This window comes from Porphyrobacter sp. HT-58-2 (genome assembly GCF_002952215.1).
GTDB lineage: Bacteria > Pseudomonadota > Alphaproteobacteria > Sphingomonadales > Sphingomonadaceae > Erythrobacter.
In genome coordinates this window covers 995,690-1,011,979 of record NZ_CP022600.1, presented here as the reverse complement: position 1 = coordinate 1,011,979, position 16,290 = coordinate 995,690, and the positions used below count along the sequence as shown (strand labels likewise).

The 16,290-nt window shown below is 65.7% G+C and carries 13 protein-coding genes; 10 read left to right on the top strand and 3 right to left on the bottom strand.

Going from position 1 to position 16,290, the window contains the following annotated elements; translation table 11 throughout:
* The first annotated feature begins 32 nt into the window (after positions 1 to 32).
* The 8 genes from glmM to thiD all read left to right on the top strand — a co-directional run bounded on the left by glmM (position 33) and on the right by thiD (position 9,393).
* On the top strand, positions 33 to 1,370 hold the full coding sequence (glmM, locus tag CHX26_RS04855) for a phosphoglucosamine mutase (RefSeq protein ID WP_104941406.1): 1,338 nt from the start codon (positions 33 to 35) through the stop codon (positions 1,368 to 1,370).
* Positions 1,371 to 1,463: 93 nt separating this feature from the next.
* Positions 1,464 to 1,694 (top strand): DUF1272 domain-containing protein, encoded by a 231-nt coding sequence (locus CHX26_RS04850; protein WP_104941405.1) that lies wholly within the window; start codon positions 1,464 to 1,466, stop codon positions 1,692 to 1,694.
* A 126-nt stretch (positions 1,695 to 1,820) separates the two neighbouring features.
* On the top strand, positions 1,821 to 3,986 hold the full coding sequence (locus CHX26_RS04845) for a TonB-dependent siderophore receptor (protein ID WP_104941404.1): 2,166 nt from the start codon (positions 1,821 to 1,823) through the stop codon (positions 3,984 to 3,986).
* A 21-nt stretch (positions 3,987 to 4,007) separates the two neighbouring features.
* A complete protein-coding gene (locus tag CHX26_RS04840; RefSeq protein WP_104941403.1) occupies positions 4,008 to 4,730 on the top strand; it encodes an ABC transporter ATP-binding protein in 723 nt (240 codons plus the stop codon).
* The gene (locus CHX26_RS04835) at positions 4,727 to 6,163 is read left to right on the top strand and encodes a DUF3526 domain-containing protein (protein WP_104941402.1); all 1,437 of its coding nucleotides are present in this window, start codon (positions 4,727 to 4,729) and stop codon (positions 6,161 to 6,163) included. The genes CHX26_RS04840 and CHX26_RS04835 overlap by 4 nt, the downstream gene beginning before the upstream one ends.
* Complete coding sequence (locus tag CHX26_RS04830) at positions 6,160 to 7,407, top strand: DUF3526 domain-containing protein (protein ID WP_199797843.1); 1,248 nt, start codon at positions 6,160 to 6,162, stop codon at positions 7,405 to 7,407. The genes CHX26_RS04835 and CHX26_RS04830 overlap by 4 nt, the downstream gene beginning before the upstream one ends.
* Entirely contained in the window at positions 7,404 to 8,471 is a 1,068-nt protein-coding gene (locus tag CHX26_RS04825; RefSeq protein ID WP_104941401.1) for a M14 family metallopeptidase, read from the top strand. Before CHX26_RS04830 ends, CHX26_RS04825 begins: the two co-directional genes overlap by 4 nt.
* Positions 8,472 to 8,562: 91 nt before the next feature.
* Positions 8,563 to 9,393 (top strand): bifunctional hydroxymethylpyrimidine kinase/phosphomethylpyrimidine kinase, encoded by an 831-nt coding sequence (gene thiD / locus CHX26_RS04820; protein WP_172449704.1) that lies wholly within the window; start codon positions 8,563 to 8,565, stop codon positions 9,391 to 9,393.
* On the opposite strand, the gene CHX26_RS04815 is transcribed toward thiD, so the two are convergent.
* Positions 9,357 to 10,247, bottom strand: a complete 891-nt coding sequence (locus CHX26_RS04815) for an LOG family protein (RefSeq protein ID WP_104941400.1) — start codon at positions 10,245 to 10,247, stop codon at positions 9,357 to 9,359. The genes thiD and CHX26_RS04815 overlap by 37 nt on opposite strands.
* Positions 10,248 to 10,446: 199 nt before the next feature.
* Between CHX26_RS04815 and CHX26_RS04810 the strand changes: the two genes are divergently transcribed.
* On the top strand, positions 10,447 to 13,737 hold the full coding sequence (locus CHX26_RS04810; protein WP_199797842.1) for a S41 family peptidase: 3,291 nt from the start codon (positions 10,447 to 10,449) through the stop codon (positions 13,735 to 13,737).
* A gap of 85 nt (positions 13,738 to 13,822) precedes the next feature.
* Here CHX26_RS04810 and CHX26_RS04805 read toward each other — a convergent pair whose 3' ends face one another.
* Positions 13,823 to 14,824, bottom strand: coding sequence for a hypothetical protein (locus CHX26_RS04805; RefSeq protein ID WP_146107658.1), 1,002 nt, complete (start codon positions 14,822 to 14,824; stop codon positions 13,823 to 13,825).
* A 92-nt stretch (positions 14,825 to 14,916) separates the two neighbouring features.
* On the opposite strand from CHX26_RS04805, the gene CHX26_RS04800 reads away from it, so the two are divergent.
* Positions 14,917 to 15,201 carry a hypothetical protein gene (locus CHX26_RS04800; protein WP_146107657.1) on the top strand — a complete coding sequence of 95 codons (285 nt, stop codon included), beginning with the start codon at positions 14,917 to 14,919 and terminating at the stop codon, positions 15,199 to 15,201.
* A 304-nt stretch (positions 15,202 to 15,505) separates the two neighbouring features.
* Here the strand turns inward: CHX26_RS04800 and CHX26_RS04795 are convergent, their stop codons facing one another.
* Positions 15,506 to 15,985, bottom strand: coding sequence for a lipid II flippase Amj family protein (locus tag CHX26_RS04795; RefSeq protein ID WP_257790858.1), 480 nt, complete (start codon positions 15,983 to 15,985; stop codon positions 15,506 to 15,508).
* Positions 15,986 to 16,290: the final 305 nt, after the last annotated feature.

The following is a 16,290-nucleotide window of genomic DNA, read 5'->3' as shown; positions in this document are numbered from 1 at the left end:
AATCATGCTGGCACGACGGGGCAGGGGAATTCATGGGACGCAAGCTGTTCGGGACGGACGGGATCAGAGGCCGCACCAATGCAGGGGCGATGACTGCGGCGACCGCGATGAAGGTGGGGCAGGCAGCAGGCCGCCATTTCGTGCGCGGCGGCCACCGGCATCGGGTCGTAATCGGCAAGGACACGCGCCTGTCGGGCTACATGATGGAGAGCGCGCTGGTGGCAGGTTTCACCAGCGTCGGGATCGACGTGATCATGACCGGGCCGCTCCCCACCCCTGCCATTGCCCTGCTGACGCGCGAAATGCGCGCGGATCTCGGCGTGATGATCTCGGCCAGCCACAATCCCTTCGCCGACAACGGCATCAAGCTGTTCGGCCCCGACGGCTTCAAGCTGTCGGACGAAGCCGAGGCCGAGATCGAGCGATTGATGGAAACCGATATCCCCCTCGTCCCCGCCGAGAAGATCGGCCGCGCGCGCCGGATCGAGGATGCGCGCGGACGCTATATCCACGCGGTGAAGCAGTCGGTGGCCGCCGAACTCAGGTTCGATGGCCTCAAGGTGGTGGTCGATTGCGCCAATGGCGCGGCCTATCAGGTGGCGCCCAGCGCGATCTGGGAACTGGGCGCGGAGGTGGTCGCGATCGGGGTCACGCCCAATGGTACCAATATCAACGACGGGGTCGGCTCGACCGCGATTGCCGCGCTCCAGGCCAAGGTGGTCGAGGAAGGCGCGGATATCGGCATTGCGCTGGATGGCGATGCTGACCGGCTGATCGTGGTCGACGAAAAGGGCCGCGCGGTCGACGGCGACCAGATCATGGCGTTGATCGCGGGCCGGATGCAGGATCGCGGCAGCCTGAGGGGCGGCGGGATCGTGGCGACGGTGATGAGCAATCTCGGGCTCGAACGCTACCTCAATGCCCGCGGCCTTGATCTGGTGCGCGCCAAGGTGGGTGACCGCTACGTGCTCGAAGCGATGAAGGCGGGCGGATACAATGTCGGCGGCGAGCAATCGGGCCATATGATCCTGCTCGACTATGCCACCACCGGCGATGGCACCGTTGCGGCGCTGCGGGTGCTGGCGAGCCTGGTGCGCTCGGGCAAGCCGGCGAGCGAACTGCTCCACGTCTTCGATCCGGTGCCGCAACTGCTCAAGAACGTGCGCTATGACGGTGGCAAGCCGTTGGAGAACGCGAACGTCAAGGCCGTCATCGCCGAAGCCGAAGCGTCTCTCGCCGGCAAGGGTCGCCTGGTGATCCGTCCCTCCGGCACCGAACCGGTGATCCGCGTCATGGCCGAAGGCGATGATCAGGCACAGGTTGAGCAGGTGGTCGATGCCATTTGCGAGGCCGTGCGCGCGGCGGTCTAGAACTACATCCGTTCGTGTCGAGCGCAGTCGAGACACCCAGCACCAAGGCCTCTCGACTTCGCTCGAGGCGAACGGATCAAAGGAGAACGCAAGATGCTCGAAATGCGGCCCGATTGCGAAACCTGCGGCGTGCTGCTGCCCGCCGAGGCGCCCGGCGCCTTCATCTGCTCGTTCGAATGCACCTTCTGCGCCGAATGTGCCGAAGACCTCGATGACCGCTGCCCCAATTGCGGCGGCGAGCTGATGGACCGCCCGACGCGTGCCAAGGCGCTCCACGCGCAATACCCCCCATCCACCACCCGCAGATACCCCCGCCAAGCCTGATGGATGGCGCGCGCCGAGAGCGATTGACAGGGCAATGTCGGATGCCTACCGCGTGAGACAAAATAACATCCCTCGGTCGCGTGCGGATCCTGTCCGGCGCCTGCCACTTTCTCGTAAGGATCTGCAATGAAGCCATTTCGCACCGGTCTTGCCGGGCCACTTCTGGGTGCCTCGATCATCGCGCTCGCCGCGCCCCTGCTCGCCGGGACGGCGACGTCTGCCGAAGCTGAGGCCGAAGCGGAGGCTGCCCCCGACAATGGCCTGCTCGTCACCGCCACCCGCCCAGCCTATCGCGGCGAGTTCGACGCGCTGGAAGTTCCGCAGGCCGAACAGGTGATCGGCCCGCAACTGCTGCGGGACATCAATGCGCTGGATCTGAACGCGGTGCTCGACCTTTCAGCTTCGATTGCGCGGCAGAACAATTTCGGCGGACTGTGGAACGCCTTTGCTGTGCGCGGCTTCGTGGGGGACGAGAACCTGCCCAGCAACTATCTCGTCAACGGCTTCAATGCCGGACGCGGGTTTGCAGGCCCGCGCGACATGTCGGGGATCGAAGCAGTCGAGATCCTGAAAGGCCCGCGCGCCGCCGTGTTCGGACGCGGCGAGCCGGGCGGCACCGTCAACCTCGTCACCAAACGCCCGAAGTTCGAAAGCGCGGGTGAAATCCGCCTGCTGGCCGGTTCCTTCGACACCTGGCGCGCCGATGCCGACCTGCAGACGACCCTCGGCGATGCTGTCGGCGTGCGCTTTGTCGGCTTCTACGAGGACGCGGGCAGCTTCCGCGACACGGTCGAAACCCGGCGTTTTGGCTTCATGCCCTCGGTTGCGGCGAAGCTCGGCGAGGCGACCCGCGTGGTTTACGAACTGGAATATGCCCGTCAGGAAATCCCCTTCGATCGCGGGGTCGTCGCGGTCAATGGAGAACTTGGCCTGATCCCGCGCAGCCGCTTCCTCGGCGAACCTGGCGAAGGGCCGAACATCGCCGAAGTGCTGGGCCACCAGATCGAATTGCAGCACGATTTCTCGGACAATTGGAGCGCGCTGGTCGGGATCAACTACCGCGACACCTCGCTTTCCGGCACTTCGACCGAGGCCGAGCTGACCGGCAGCCGCCAGCAGCTTTTCCGCGACGGGCGCACGCTGACCCGTCAGCGCCGTTCGCGCGATTATGATGCGACCTATTTCGTTGCCCGCGCCGAACTGGCAGGGAACTTCATGACAGGCGACATCAATCACCGTGTGCTAATCGGGGCGGACACCGACCGCTTCGAGAACGATCAGGTGTTCCTGCGCGCCCGCGCCCCAAGCCTCGCCAGCAACCCGACCGAACAGCAGCTTCAGGCAATCGACATCTTCAATCCCGTCTATGGCCGGTTTCCCTTGCCGAACCCCACCCCGCTCACTGACCGGGTCGAGGTGCAGAAGGCGACCGGCATCTATGCCCAGTACCAGATCGGCTTTTCCGAAAGCTTCGAGCTGCGCATCGGCGGGCGTTACGACGATTACGACCAGCGCCTCACCAACCGTGCCAACGGGCAAGTATCGCGCACCGGCGAAAACCGCTTCAGCCCGCAGGTCGGCGCTGTTTGGCGGGCGACCCCCGAAGTCTCGCTTTATGCCACCTATGGCGAAAATTTCCGGCCCCTGACCGGCGCGGATTTCGCCGGCAATGCGTTTGATCCCAACCAGTCCGAAAGCCTTGAAGCAGGCATCAAATACGCCGCCGCCAATGGCCGCCTGACCGCCACCGCCAGCGTGTTCTCGATCCAGCAGGGCAACATCCTGGTTGCCGATCCGGTCAACGCCGGTTTCACCATCGCGGGCGGCGAGGCGCAGAGCCGGGGCTTCGAATTCGACCTTGAGGGCGAGATTGCCCCCGGGCTCGACCTGTGGGTGTCCTACGCCTATGTCGATGCCGAAATCGAGAACGACGTGGCCGATCCCGATTTCGCTCGTCCGATCCGCGCGGGCGACCGGCTGATCAACGTCCCCGAACACACGCTCAATGTGCAGCTCGCCTATTCCACGCAGATCGCCGCGCGCGATGTGCGGTTCGGCGGCGGGGTGCTGCACGTGGGTGAACGGCTGGGCGAGGCCGGCACCACCTTCGAACTGCCTGCCTATACCCTCGCGCGCCTGTTTGCCGAGGCTGAACTGGCCTCCGGGATCCGCCTCAGGTTGGATATCGACAACCTGTTCGATACCACCTGGTACGCCAATTCCTTCTCGCAGCTCTGGGTGCAGCCCGGCACGCCGCGCAATGCCCGCGTGACGGCCAGCTTCGCTTTCTGAACCCTGTCAAAGGCCCTTGTGATGAACCCCGCACTCGAAGCCAGATCTCTATCCGTCACGCGCGATGGCGCAGTGGTGCTGGACGATATCTCCTTTGCGGCCCATCCGGGCGAGGTCTATGCGCTGCTCGGCGGCAACGGGGCGGGCAAGTCGACGACGCTCCTGACCTTCCTCGGCTTTCTGGCGCCTTCGGGCGGCGAAGTGCTGGTTGGCGGACGCCCCGTCACCGAGGATGTCGAGGCCGCGCGCACGCAGATCGCCTATCTCCCCGAGGCGGCCGCGCTTTACGGACATCTCGATGCATATGAGAACCTCGGCTATTTCCTTGAACTGGCGGGACGCAAAGTGGATCGGGCCGCGCTCGATGCTGCGCTCGATCAGGTCGCTCTGCCTGCCGCGGCGCGCGGGCGGCGGATGCAGTCCTATTCCAAGGGGATGCGGCAGAAGACCGCGATTGCCCTCGCCCTGCTGCGCGACACGCCAATCCTGCTGCTGGACGAGCCGACTTCGGGCCTTGATCCGGTTGCGATCGACGAATTTCACGACATGGTGAAGGCGCTGGCGGCGACCGGGCGCACGGTGCTGATGGTGACGCATGATGTCTATGGCGCGTGTCAGGTGGCGACCCGCGTGGGCCTGCTGCGCGGCGGGCGGCTGGTGGGAAGCTTCGAGGCGGGCGTCGAGGGCGCGCGGATCGACACTGAAACCGTTCACGCCGCCTTTGCCGCCCGGGAGGCGGCATGAGCAGCCTTGCCCGGATCGCGCGTGAGGAATGGCGGCTGTGGGCGCGCTCGCGGGTGGTGCTGCTGGCCGGACTGATCGTCGCAATATTGGTCATCGCCACCAGTGCGCTGACGGCCCTGCGTGTTGCTGACGAGGCGGAGCGTCGCACTGCACGGCAGGCAAGCGCGGAGGAAACCTTCTTCGCCCAGCCCGATCGCCATCCGCACCGGATGGTGCATTACGGCCACTACGCCTTCCGCACCCCGCCGCCGCTCGCCGCCTTCGATCCGGGAGTGGACGCGGTAACGGGACAATCGATCTTCCTTGAAGGCCACCGCCAGAACACCGCGATGTTTGCCGATACCCGTGCGGCTGCCGATCTGGGCGGGTTTGCGGGGCTGACCCCGGCCAATCTCTATCAACTTCTCGTCCCGCTGCTGCTGATCATCATCGGCCACGGCGTGATCCTGCGCGAGCGCGAGAGCGGAACGCTGCCGGTGCTGCTGGCCCAGGGACAATCGGGCCTGCGGCTTGCAGGCGGCAAGGCGATGGCGCTTGCCGGGGTGGCAGGTGTGCTGCTGCTGCCGGTGGCGGTGCTCGCCCTATGGGGTGTGGCCATGGGCGAGGCACCACTGGCCGCGGCACTTCTGGTGGCAGGCTATGCGCTCTACCTTGCGGTGTGGGCGGCGCTGGTGCTGGCCGTATCCTTGTGGACGCGCCAGCGCAGCGTCGCGCTCGGCCTGCTGGTCTTCGTCTGGCTGGCACTTGCCCTGATCGTGCCGCGCATCGGTATCAACGCCGCCAGCGCCGCCATCGACGCGCCGGGCAAGATCGAGAGCGATCTTGTGATGCTCGCCAAGGAGCGGAAGCTGGGCGATGGTCACAACGCCGCCGATCCGGCCTTCGAGGCGCTCAAGAAGCAGGTGCTCGAACAATACGAGGCACAGAGTGTCGAGGAGCTTCCGATCAACTGGCGCGGGGTCGTGGCGGGCCATGCCGAGAAGAAGCTGACCGATCTGATGAACGCCCATGCCGAAGAGCGCATGGCGCGCGAGGCGGCGCAATCGCGGATCGTGACATGGTTCGGCCTTGCCTCGCCGACGCTGGCCGTGGGGGCGGCCTCGCGCACGCTGGCGGGAACCGACCTTGCCACCCACCACCGTTTCCTGCGCCAGAGCGAGGCCCTGCGCTTCGATTTCGTGCAGGGGCTAAATGATCTGCACGCCACCGGGCTGAGCTACGCCGACGATGCCGCCCGCAGCTCCGATCCCGAAGCGGAGCAGCGTACGCGGGTCAATGCGGCCGCCTGGCGGCTGCTCGACACCTTCCGCTTCGCGCCTGACCCGGCAGCCGAACGCACGGCCCGCGCCGCCCTGCCGCTGGCACTGCTGCTGGGCTGGCTGACGGTGCTGACCGGGATCATCGTGGCGGGCGCGCGGAGGCTTGGGCCATGAACGGCTTGCTGCGCGAGACGCGGTTCCTGGCCCGTGACCGGGGGGCTGCCTTGTGGCTGGCGCTCGCCTTGCTGCTTTCGGCCGCGGCGACCGGCTTCGGCATCGCCGAAGTGCGCGAACAACGCGCGACCATAGCGGCCTTGCTCGAAGAGGATGCGCGCGACCGCGCCGATGCCATTTCCAAGCAGTCGGACTGGGGCGGCGCGGCCTATGGCGCGTTCCACCTGACCTATGCCCCGCCGTCCGACTTCGCCTTTGCCGCGATGGGCCAGCGCGACACGGCGCCCTGGCTCCACCGGGTGCGGATGCTGGCGCTGGAAGGCCAGATCCACGAAGCGGACACCGCCAATGCCGATTTCGGCCTGATTGGCCGGTTCGATTTCGCTTTCCTCGCCGCCGCCGTCGCACCGCTGTTGCTGATTCTGCTGCTGCACGATCTGCGCGCGGGCGAGCGGGTGGCAGGCCGGCACGATCTGCTGGTCGCCACCGCCGGAGCGCCTGCGCGCCTGTGGGTCCCGCGCGCCGCCGTACGTTTTGCGGGACTGGCGCTGGCGCTGCTGCTGCCCTTCTGGACCGGCGCGGCGATCGAGGGCGCTGGCCTTGGCCCCGTGCTGATCGCGAGCGCACTGGTAATCGGCGGGCTGGCCATCTGGGGCGCGATCATCGCGGCGCAGGGCCGCCTGCCCGCCTCCCCGCCCGTTATGCTGACCGCGCTGGTCGGGGTGTGGCTGGCGCTCGCTCTGGTTGTCCCGGCCGTTTCGCGCGCTGCGATCGAGGCGGCCATTCCCGTCCCCGATGGTGCGGAAATCCTTATGCTCCAGCGCGAGGCGGTGAACGATGCCTGGGACAAGCCCAAGGCAGCCACCATGGAGCCCTTCATCGCCCGCCATCCCGAATGGGCGCCGCTGGCCGAAGTCACCAAGCCGTTCGAATGGAAGTGGTATTACGCCTTCCAGCGGGTCGGCGACATGCAGGCCGAGCCCCTCGCCCGCGCCTATCGCGACGGGCGGCTGGCACGTGACAGCGCCGCCGGGCTTGCCGCCCTGCTCTCCCCCACGGCGCTGGTCGAGCGCGGCTTTGAACGGCTGGCTGGGACCGATACGCCCGCTATGATCGCCTATGAAGACGGCGTGCGCGCCTTCCATGGCGAACTGCGCGCCTTCCACTATCCGCTGCTGTTCCGTGACCCGCCCTATAACCCGGTGGCGCTGGAGAACCTGCCGCGTTACCATCCCGCGCAATGACCAAGCTTCTGCACCTGATCGGGGCCGCCCTGCTGCTGTTCATCGCCCCGGCGCTCAAGGCCGCTGCGCCGCCAGCCTTCGTTATCGCCGGAGAGACCATCGCGCCCGGCACCCGCACCGATTTGCGCATTCCTGTGCCGGAAGGCAGCGACCCGGCGACCTTCATTCCCGTCAGTGTGATCCACGGCGCAAAGCCGGGCCGGGTGCTGGCGGTGGTGGCGGGCGTCCACGGCTTCGAATTCGCTTCGATCATCGCGGCTGAACGGCTCGCCGAGCGGATCGACCCCACCCGGCTTGCCGGCACGCTGGTGCTGGTGCGTGTTGCCAACATCAACGGCTTCGAAGGCCGCTCGCCCAACGTCAATCCGGTTGACCGCAAGAACCTCAATCGCGTCTTTCCCGGCGACCCCCAAGGCACCCAGACCCAGCGCATCGCCGACCTCATCGCGCGCGAAGTGGTGGCGCGCAGCGACTTCCTGATGGACGTGCACAGCGGCGACGGGGCCGAATTCCTCGATGCCTTCATCGGCGTCTATGGCGGGCCGCTCGCGACGGATTTCCCGCTCGCGCTCAAGGTCGCGCAGGGCTTCGGCTTTCCCAATATCGTGCGCTATGCGATGGAAACCCAGGCGCAGATCGACAGCGGTCGATCATTGAACCGCCAGGGCGTGGCCATGGGCAAGCCGACGATCCTCATCGAGATCGGCCAGAACGGCAGCCGCGAGGAAAGCCATGTCGCCGCGATTGTCGCCGGGGTCGAAAACGCGCTGGCGATCCTCGGCATGAGCGATGCCACGCCTGCCGCGCCCGCAGCGCCTGCACGGCTGTTCGACGGCACCACCTCGGTCGCGGCGCACCATGCCGGGATCTACCACCCCGCCGACCCGCGCCCGCGCCCGCTGGCCAAGGGCGAGCTGATCGGCGTGATCCGCGACTACACCGGCAAGGAGGTCGAACGGCTGATCTCGCCGGTGGACGGCTATGCGCTCTACGGCATCACCGGGCCGCCGGTGGAACCCGGCGACGGCGTGGTGACCATCGCCCTGCCGGTGGAGACCTTCTGAGCGGGATCTGCCGAGGTCGAGGCCCGGCCCGGGATGGCAGGACGTGCGAAAGGTGTGACGCCCGCGGCCAACCCTTGCTAATAGCCCGCACATGATGACCTCCCCCCCTCCCCGCATCCTCTCCATCGCCGGTTCGGATTCCTCCGGCGGTGCGGGGGTGCAGGCCGACATCAAGACCATCACCATGCTCGGCGGCTATGCCATGACGGCGGTGACGGCCATCACCGCGCAGAACACCGTCGGCGTGCAGGGCATTGTGCCTGTCAGCGGCGCGATGGTGTTGCAGCAGATCACATCATGCATCGCCGACATTGGCGTGGACGGGGTGAAGATCGGGATGCTGCATGACGAGGACGTGATCGGTCATGTCGCCGGCGCGCTGGAGGGCGTGCGCGCGCCTGTCGTGCTCGATCCGGTGATGATCGCGACATCGGGCGCGGCCTTGATCGCGCCTGAGGCAGTGGAAGCCCTGCGGCAACGCCTGTTTCCTCTCGCCACGCTGATCACGCCCAACCTGCCAGAACTGGCGGCGCTGGCGGGCCGTCCGCTCGTCTCCAAGCAGGACATGATCGACGCGGCGTGCGACCTCGCCGAAGCCACCGGCACGGCGGTGCTGGCCAAGGGCGGACATAGGGTCGAGGAGGCCGAGAGCGAGCGGATCGTCGATGTGCTGATCGTCCCCGGTGCAAGGGCGGTCGCCTTCGATCACGCGCGCATCGACACGCCCCACACCCACGGCACAGGCTGCACGCTGTCGTCAGCGATTGCGACCCTGCTCGGCCACGGACAGCCGCTCGAACACGCGGTCAGGCTGGGGCGGCAATTCGTGCTGCGCGCGATCGAGCAGGCGCCCGGTTTCGGCGCAGGCCACGGGCCGTTAGGGCATCAATCGGTCAGATCGGACGGCTCGCGGATCTCATAGAAATCCGCGATGCAATCCCACGCCTCCTCGGCGGTTTCGCACCAGGTGAACAGGTCGAGATCGCTTTTCGAGATCGTGCCTTCTTCGGCCAGCGCCTCGAAATTCACCACACGTGTCCAGAAGTCACGCCCGAACAGGATGATCGGGATCGGCTTCATCTTGCCGGTCTGGATCAGGGTGACGAGCTCGAAGAATTCGTCGAAGGTGCCGAACCCGCCCGGGAACACCGCCACCGCGCGGGCGCGCAGCAGGAAGTGCATCTTGCGCAGCGCGAAATAGTGGAACTGGAAGCTGAGATAGGGCGTCACATAGGGGTTGGGCGCCTGTTCGTGGGGCAGCACGATGTTGAGCCCGATGGATTCGCTGCCCGCGTCCGACGCGCCGCGATTGCCCGCCTCCATGATCGAAGGCCCGCCGCCGGTGGTGACGACAAACTGGCGAAGGCCGTTTTCGATAATGCCCTTTTCGCTGACAAGGCGGGCGAGCTTGTAGGCCTCGTCATAATATTTCGCTTTTTCAGCGAGGCGGGCGGCGACCTTCTGGTCCCATTCGTCGCCATTCTTCGCCGCCTCGATCCGCGCCTCGGCCTGCGCGGGGCTGGGGATGCGGGCCGATCCGTACATCACCAGGGTCGATCCCACGCGCGCTTCGTCGAGCAGCATTTCAGGCTTGAGCAGCTCAAGCTGGAAGCGCACCGGGCGCAATTCGTCGCGCAGCAGGAAATCAGTGTCGCGGAAGGCGAGTTTGTACGCCGGATGGGCGGTTTGCGGGGTGCGCTCGGGCGCGCCTTCGGCAAAGCGGGTTTCCTCGCCCGCGCGGTAGAACTTGCGATCTGTCAGGTCTTTGTCGGTCATGGTTAGACCCCTAGTAGGGGCCGGTTAGACCCGCAATAGGCTTGGCTTGGCGGGTGCTTCGCAGGTGCTTCACGTGAAACATCGGGCGCGCTGGCAGGGCATCGCCCAAAGCCAGCCAGCGCTCGACCGACAGCCTTTGGTCTGCCGCAAAAGATGCTAAGGCTGGTGCGGACTTGCTTTATCGTGGGGGAGAAAATTCATGACCAACCGCTGGATCGCCGCTGCCCTGATGGCCACGAGCGCGCTCGCCGCGCCGGGCGCTCAGGCGCAGGAGACCGAAACGAAGCTGCTGCGCGATCCGGCGTTGGCGGACAATGCCCTGGCCTTTGTCTATGCGGGCGACATCTGGATCGCCGCGCCGGACGGGAGCAATCCGGTGCGCCTGACCTCGCATCCTGCCGACGAGCGCGATCCGGTGTTTTCTCCCGATGGGAAAAAGATCGCCTATACAGCCAATTACGACGGCAATGCTGATGTGTTCGTGATCGACGTGCGCGGCGGGGAACCACAGCGGCTGACCTGGCACCCGGGCGACGATACGGCGATCGACTGGACACCGGATGGCAAGGCGGTGGCGATGGTCAGCGCCCGGGAACGGCGCGCCGGACGCTCCGGCCAGCTCTATCACGTCGCACTGGCTGGCGGGTTGCCGCAGAAGGTATCCGAAGCTGAAGTCTTCGCCGGCAGCTATGACGAAACGGGCAAGGTCTTCGCCAATGTCCCCTGGGGTTCGGCCAATGCAGTGCTCACCGGCGGGGTCAATGGCTGGCGCGGCTATCGCGGCGGACGCGCGCCTTCGATCCAGCTGATCGACTTTGCCGCTGGCACCGCGACCACGATCGCGGGTGATCGCACCAGCGAATTCGATCCGGTGTGGATGGGCGGCAAGCTGTACTTCCTGTCCGACAGATGGAACACCCGCGCGAACATCTTTAGCTATGATCCCGCCACAGGGGAGACCGCGCAGGTCACGCGCGAGGCAGAGTGGGACATCCGCAACATCACCGCCAAGAACGGCCGCATCGTCTACGAGGCCGGCGGCGTGCTGCACGCGCTGGACGTTGCCAGTGGCGTCACATCACGCCTGCCGATCACGTTGGTCGCCGATCTGCCCGCGCGGCGACCGGGCTGGCGCGATGTGTCCAAGCAGATCTCCAGCGCCACGCTCTCGCCTTCGGGGGCGCGCGTCGCGGTAACGGCCCGCGGCGAAGTGTTCACCGTGCCGACCGACAAGGGCGCCACCCGCAACATCTCGCAGAGCGCCGCTACCCGCGATTATACCGCGATCTGGTCGGATGATGGCACGCGCATCGCCTACATCACCGATGACGGCGCCGGACAGCAACTGGTGATCGAGGACCAGAGCGGGATTCAGCCTGCCCGGCGCCTGCCCCTGGGCGCGCATTTCTACCAGCTGGTTGGCTGGGGCAACAAGGGCAAGCACATCATCTATGCCAGCAACAAGCTGACGCTTCACGCGATGGACGTTGCCAGCGGCAGCAGCTGGCAGATCGCCTCAAGCCCGCGCCGCAACGGCGATTTCGACGCCGTGCTTTCGCCGACCGGCACCTGGCTGGCCTTCACCACCCGCGGCGCGAACGAGAACGCCGCGCTAAGCCTCTACGATCTCGATGCGCGCCGCGCCTTTGCGGTCACCAGCGGCTTTGCCGACATCGCCAGCCCGCAATTCTCCAAGGATGGCAAGCTGCTGTTCTTCGCAGCTTCGACCAACGCCGGCTCGGTCTATTCCGGGCTCGACATGACGACGCAGGATCGCCCCTATCGCGCCGGGCTCTATGCTGCCGTGCTCGATCCGGCGGGTCAATCGCCGCTGGCCCCGATCCTCGCCAACGAGGAACCGGAAAAGCCTGAGGAGAGCGGCGCGAAGGATACCAAGGCGAAAAAGGGCGATGACAAGCCTGCCAGCGCCGCAGCGCCCAAGGTCGATCCGGTCGGCCTCGATCGCCGGATCGTCGCCCTGCCGGTGGCAGAAGCATTCTATGCCAGCCTCGCCACAGCCAAGGACGGGGCGCTGTTCTTTGTCGAGCAGGTGCAGCCCGGCGCGGCCACCGGGCCGGACAGCGGTGACGAGCGCAACCGCCTGCTGCGTTTCGACTTCGAAGAGCGCAAGGCCGATGAAGTCGCAACGGGCATTGTCGCGATCGAGACCGATGCCAAGGGCGCAAAGCTGCTGCTGACCAAGGCCAGCGGAGCGTTGATGACGGCTGATGCGGCCAAGAAGCTTGAACCCAAGCCGGTCAGCCTCGGCGATGTGCGCCTCAATATCGATCCGATGGCCGAATGGCGGCAGATCTTCGGCGATGTGTGGCGGATGGAGAAGGAGTACTTCTACGATCCGGGCATGCACGGCCTCGACTGGGAAGGCGTGCGCGCCAAGTTCGAACCGCTGCTCGCCCATGTCGGACGGCGCGAAGACCTCAATGAACTGATGGTCGAGATGGCAGGCGAAATGGGGGTTGGCCACAATTACATCGGCGGAGGCGACGTCTACGACAACAGCGCCGCAGCTCCGGGCCTGCTGGGCGCCGACATTGCGGTCGAGGGCGGACGCTACCGGATCAAGCGGATCTTCACCGGCGAAAAGTGGAACCCGTTCCTTGCCGCCCCGCTGGCTGCACCCGGCGTCGACGTGAAGGAAGGGGATTACATCCTTGCGGTGAACGGGCAGGAATTGACCGCTGCCGACAATATCTACGCCGCCCTCTCTGGCGTGCGCGGGTCGCAGGTGGCGCTGACTGTGGCGGCCAGCCCCGCCGGCCCGCGCCGCACCTCGACGGTCGAGCCGGTCGCCAACGAGGGCCAGCTGCGCCTGTGGGCATGGATCGAGGGCAATCGCAGGCGCGTCGATCAGGCCACTGGCGGGCGGGTGGCCTATGTCTACATGCCCAACACCGCAGGCGCAGGCTTCACCTTCTTCAACCGGATGTATTTCGCCCAGACCGACAAGCAGGGGCTGATCCTGGACGAACGTTCCAACGGCGGCGGACAGGCGGCCAATTACATCATCGACGTCCTGAGCCGCAAATGGCTGGCGGGCTGGAAAGACCGCGAAAGCATTCCCTACGCAACGCCTGGCGGCGGGATCTACGGACCCAAGGTGATGCTGATCGATCAGGACGCCGGATCGGGGGGCGACTGGATGCCCTATGCGTTCCGCGAAAGCGGGCTCGGCACGCTGATCGGCACGCGCACATGGGGCGGGCTGATCGGTATCAGCGCCAATCCCAACCTGATCGACGGGGGACGGCTGGCTGTGCCCAATTTCCGGTTCTACGACACGCAGGGCCGCTTCACGATCGAGAACGAGGGCGTAGCGCCCGATATCAGGGTCGAGCTCGATCCGCTGGCGCTCGATCGCGGGCAGGACACGCAGCTTGAAACTGCCATCGCGGCGGTGTTGCAGCAGCTGGAAAGCGCCGTGTCCCCGGTCAAGGCACCGCCGCCCTATCCGACCGAGATCGGCAAGTAACGCGGCTGATCGCGGGGATCGTCAGGGGGCGGGTGACCTGGCCCAAAAAGGCTTGGTGTCCTCTCCTGATATCGGGAGGCTGTGACTAAGGTTTGTCAGCCGGTTTCAGCTTGGCCAATTCCACGTCGGCCTGATCGCGCATAGTGCGAAACTGGGCAAGCTGCGCCTCACTGAGATAGGGCCTGTAGGGGCTGATCCCGGTCATGCGTTCGCCCCAGCTGGCCGCCAGTTCATGGTAGCGGATACGGTTATCAAGCCGGTCGCGCAGGGCCTTCAGCCGCATCGGATCCCGCTCGAGCTGATAGAGTTCGATCAGGTTGGTCACCAACAAGGTCGATTCATCATTGTGCATGTCGGCCTGGACGAGACGCTCCCACGCAAGCGCAGTATCGCAGACATAGCTGCCCTTCAGGCGTCGGAACTCGATCTGGGCGAGAACCGAATGACCGCTGTAGTGGCCGCGATAAAGCTGCAGGGTTCGTTGCGCCGCTTCTTCAGCCTGTGGCAGATTGCCAGCGAGGATATGCAGCTGCGCGATCAGCGCGTGGGTCTCGGGACGCGCCCAATCCAGCGCCTCGGCCCGGCTCAGTGCCTCATCGTGCTTTCGGTTCTGCGCGAATTGCAACAGTATGGCGGCTGTCGCAGGCAGGCTCTCCCGGATGTTGCGGTTGCGCGTGCCGAACCGATCCGATGCGCCATCGCCCCACCGCTGCTCATCCGTCGCTTTCTGCCATGACTTGTCGCTCGGGACGAGGCGAAGCTCCGTCTCGCGCGCCGCAAATTCAGCCTCGATCTCGGCCAGAGTTGCTTCTGACAGGGTGCGCGCTTCGATGGCGGCAGATTGATCCAGACCGGTCCACCAGCATTGCGCCGCGAACAGCGCAGGCGAAGGCACATCAGCGCGCGGCGTGCGGGGGACTGAGGCAAGAAGTGCCTGTACCAGCTCCACCCGTGCGGCAGTATCGCCGGCCGCAGCCTTGCCCTTCAGGGCGCCGAGATCAGGGGCGGTGTCTGCAAGCGCCGCAGGCCCCAATGCGGCGGCTAACAGGAACGTTGCGGCCAGTCGGGATAGAAGACGGCGCGGCATAGCAATCTTGCCCCTCGCATTGTTGCCGGTTGCACCGTCAACTAACGGCACCTTCGCCGATCGTCCAGCAAGACGCCATGCGGCGGGAGGTGATGTCGCGCACAAGACCATCGCTTGCTCCCGAGACCGCGCTGCGCGAGGCCAATCAGGTCGGGACGTTGCAGCCGACGGTGTTGGTTGCAGTTCGAGTGGATATCGGACCACTGCTCGATGGCCGCAACGTCACAGTTCTTCGGGCTTTCGAGATTACGCCCGACGATCTGACCGACCAAAGATGGAGAGGCCGGATGCTGGCGCGAGACGTCGAGTCCACGCAAGAGCTGGCACAGGCGGCGATCTTAGAGGGTTATCGAGGGCTGATCGTGCCGCGCTTCTGAACTGCGGAACCGAAAATGGGCGCGTGTGGCTGAACTTGCCACACCATATCTCTCACCTGCGGCAATCGAGCGGCGCCCTTGCGGCGACATCAGCATTGATCGCCTTCGTTCCGGTCGCGCGAAAAGAACAGCGAGGAGTGTAAAGCGGGTGGGCGATATCGGCTGCCGACCAGAGGCGGTCGTTCCCGATTAGAGCCATGAACGTCTGTTTCCGCCGAAAGCCGCTGGGCAGCTTTCGGGATCGAGCCTCGAACCCGCTTATGACTACAACTGGGGGTTAGTTGCCGCTAGAAGTCCGCAATTGCTAGAGCCATCCGGCCGCCCAAGCGATTGCGACAGCGGCCAGCACAAGGATCGCCTGTGCGATCAGTGTGCCAACCAGGCGGCTCAGCGAGACCCAGACCATCGCTCTGCGAAAAGTCGCCTCGCTCACGCTGCCGTCAAGCACGTCGTCGGTCAGCGCGGAGATCTGCGGGTCAATCAGCGCGAACAGCAGGATCGTGGCAAACCCGTTGACGATCGCGGTCATCTGCGACGCGGTGACGCGGAACTCAGGCACGAGATAGCCCGCATAAAGCGAGGCAAGCACCCCCACCGCCAGCAATCCTTGCGCCGCGGAATTGGCGATCAGCACCGACCAGCTTACGCCCCGCGGCTTGCTCAAGCCGCGCAGCGTCTCGCCGGAAGGAATGGCAATGGAATCGCGCAGGGTGGCCAAGCCTGCGGGGGTCATGCTGGCAAGGATTAGCCGGGCGGTCGAGCGGCGTGCCTGAAAGAAGGTGATGAGCGTGGGGCGCGAAAGCCGTGCCGACTGGCTATCCTGATGCTGCCAGTTCGAGGGCGAGCCCCTCTATGCGAAAACAAAGCGCACCACCTTGATGAGAGAGCGGGCAAGCCGGATTTTCGGAGGGGAGGGCAGTCCGACCTCTGGTGTCCGCAAAGGGCCCGTTGAACGATCCAATTCGCCTCAGGGGTTGCGATGGTAGGGGGCAGGAAGCCGAAAACCTTGAGCAAAGATGCGCCGGCTGCTCCCGGCCCAGACCCAGTCGTTCCCGGACCTGAACAATTGCGGGTATTTCCGCAGAACGC

What these genes read in the sequence shown, in the direction of transcription:
- glmM (WP_104941406.1), top strand. Translation starts at nt 33, where the DNA reads ATGGGACGCAAGCTGTTCGGGACGGACGGGATCAGAGGCCGCACCAAT.
- CHX26_RS04850 (WP_104941405.1), top strand. Translation starts at nt 1,464, where the DNA reads ATGCTCGAAATGCGGCCCGATTGCGAAACCTGCGGCGTGCTGCTGCCC.
- CHX26_RS04845 (WP_104941404.1), top strand. Translation starts at nt 1,821, where the DNA reads ATGAAGCCATTTCGCACCGGTCTTGCCGGGCCACTTCTGGGTGCCTCG.
- CHX26_RS04840 (WP_104941403.1), top strand. Translation starts at nt 4,008, where the DNA reads ATGAACCCCGCACTCGAAGCCAGATCTCTATCCGTCACGCGCGATGGC.
- CHX26_RS04835 (WP_104941402.1), top strand. Translation starts at nt 4,727, where the DNA reads ATGAGCAGCCTTGCCCGGATCGCGCGTGAGGAATGGCGGCTGTGGGCG.
- CHX26_RS04830 (WP_199797843.1), top strand. Translation starts at nt 6,160, where the DNA reads ATGAACGGCTTGCTGCGCGAGACGCGGTTCCTGGCCCGTGACCGGGGG.
- CHX26_RS04825 (WP_104941401.1), top strand. Translation starts at nt 7,404, where the DNA reads ATGACCAAGCTTCTGCACCTGATCGGGGCCGCCCTGCTGCTGTTCATC.
- thiD (WP_172449704.1), top strand. Translation starts at nt 8,563, where the DNA reads ATGATGACCTCCCCCCCTCCCCGCATCCTCTCCATCGCCGGTTCGGAT.
- CHX26_RS04815 (WP_104941400.1), bottom strand. Translation starts at nt 10,247, where the DNA reads ATGACCGACAAAGACCTGACAGATCGCAAGTTCTACCGCGCGGGCGAG.
- CHX26_RS04810 (WP_199797842.1), top strand. Translation starts at nt 10,447, where the DNA reads ATGACCAACCGCTGGATCGCCGCTGCCCTGATGGCCACGAGCGCGCTC.
- CHX26_RS04805 (WP_146107658.1), bottom strand. Translation starts at nt 14,824, where the DNA reads ATGCCGCGCCGTCTTCTATCCCGACTGGCCGCAACGTTCCTGTTAGCC.
- CHX26_RS04800 (WP_146107657.1), top strand. Translation starts at nt 14,917, where the DNA reads ATGTCGCGCACAAGACCATCGCTTGCTCCCGAGACCGCGCTGCGCGAG.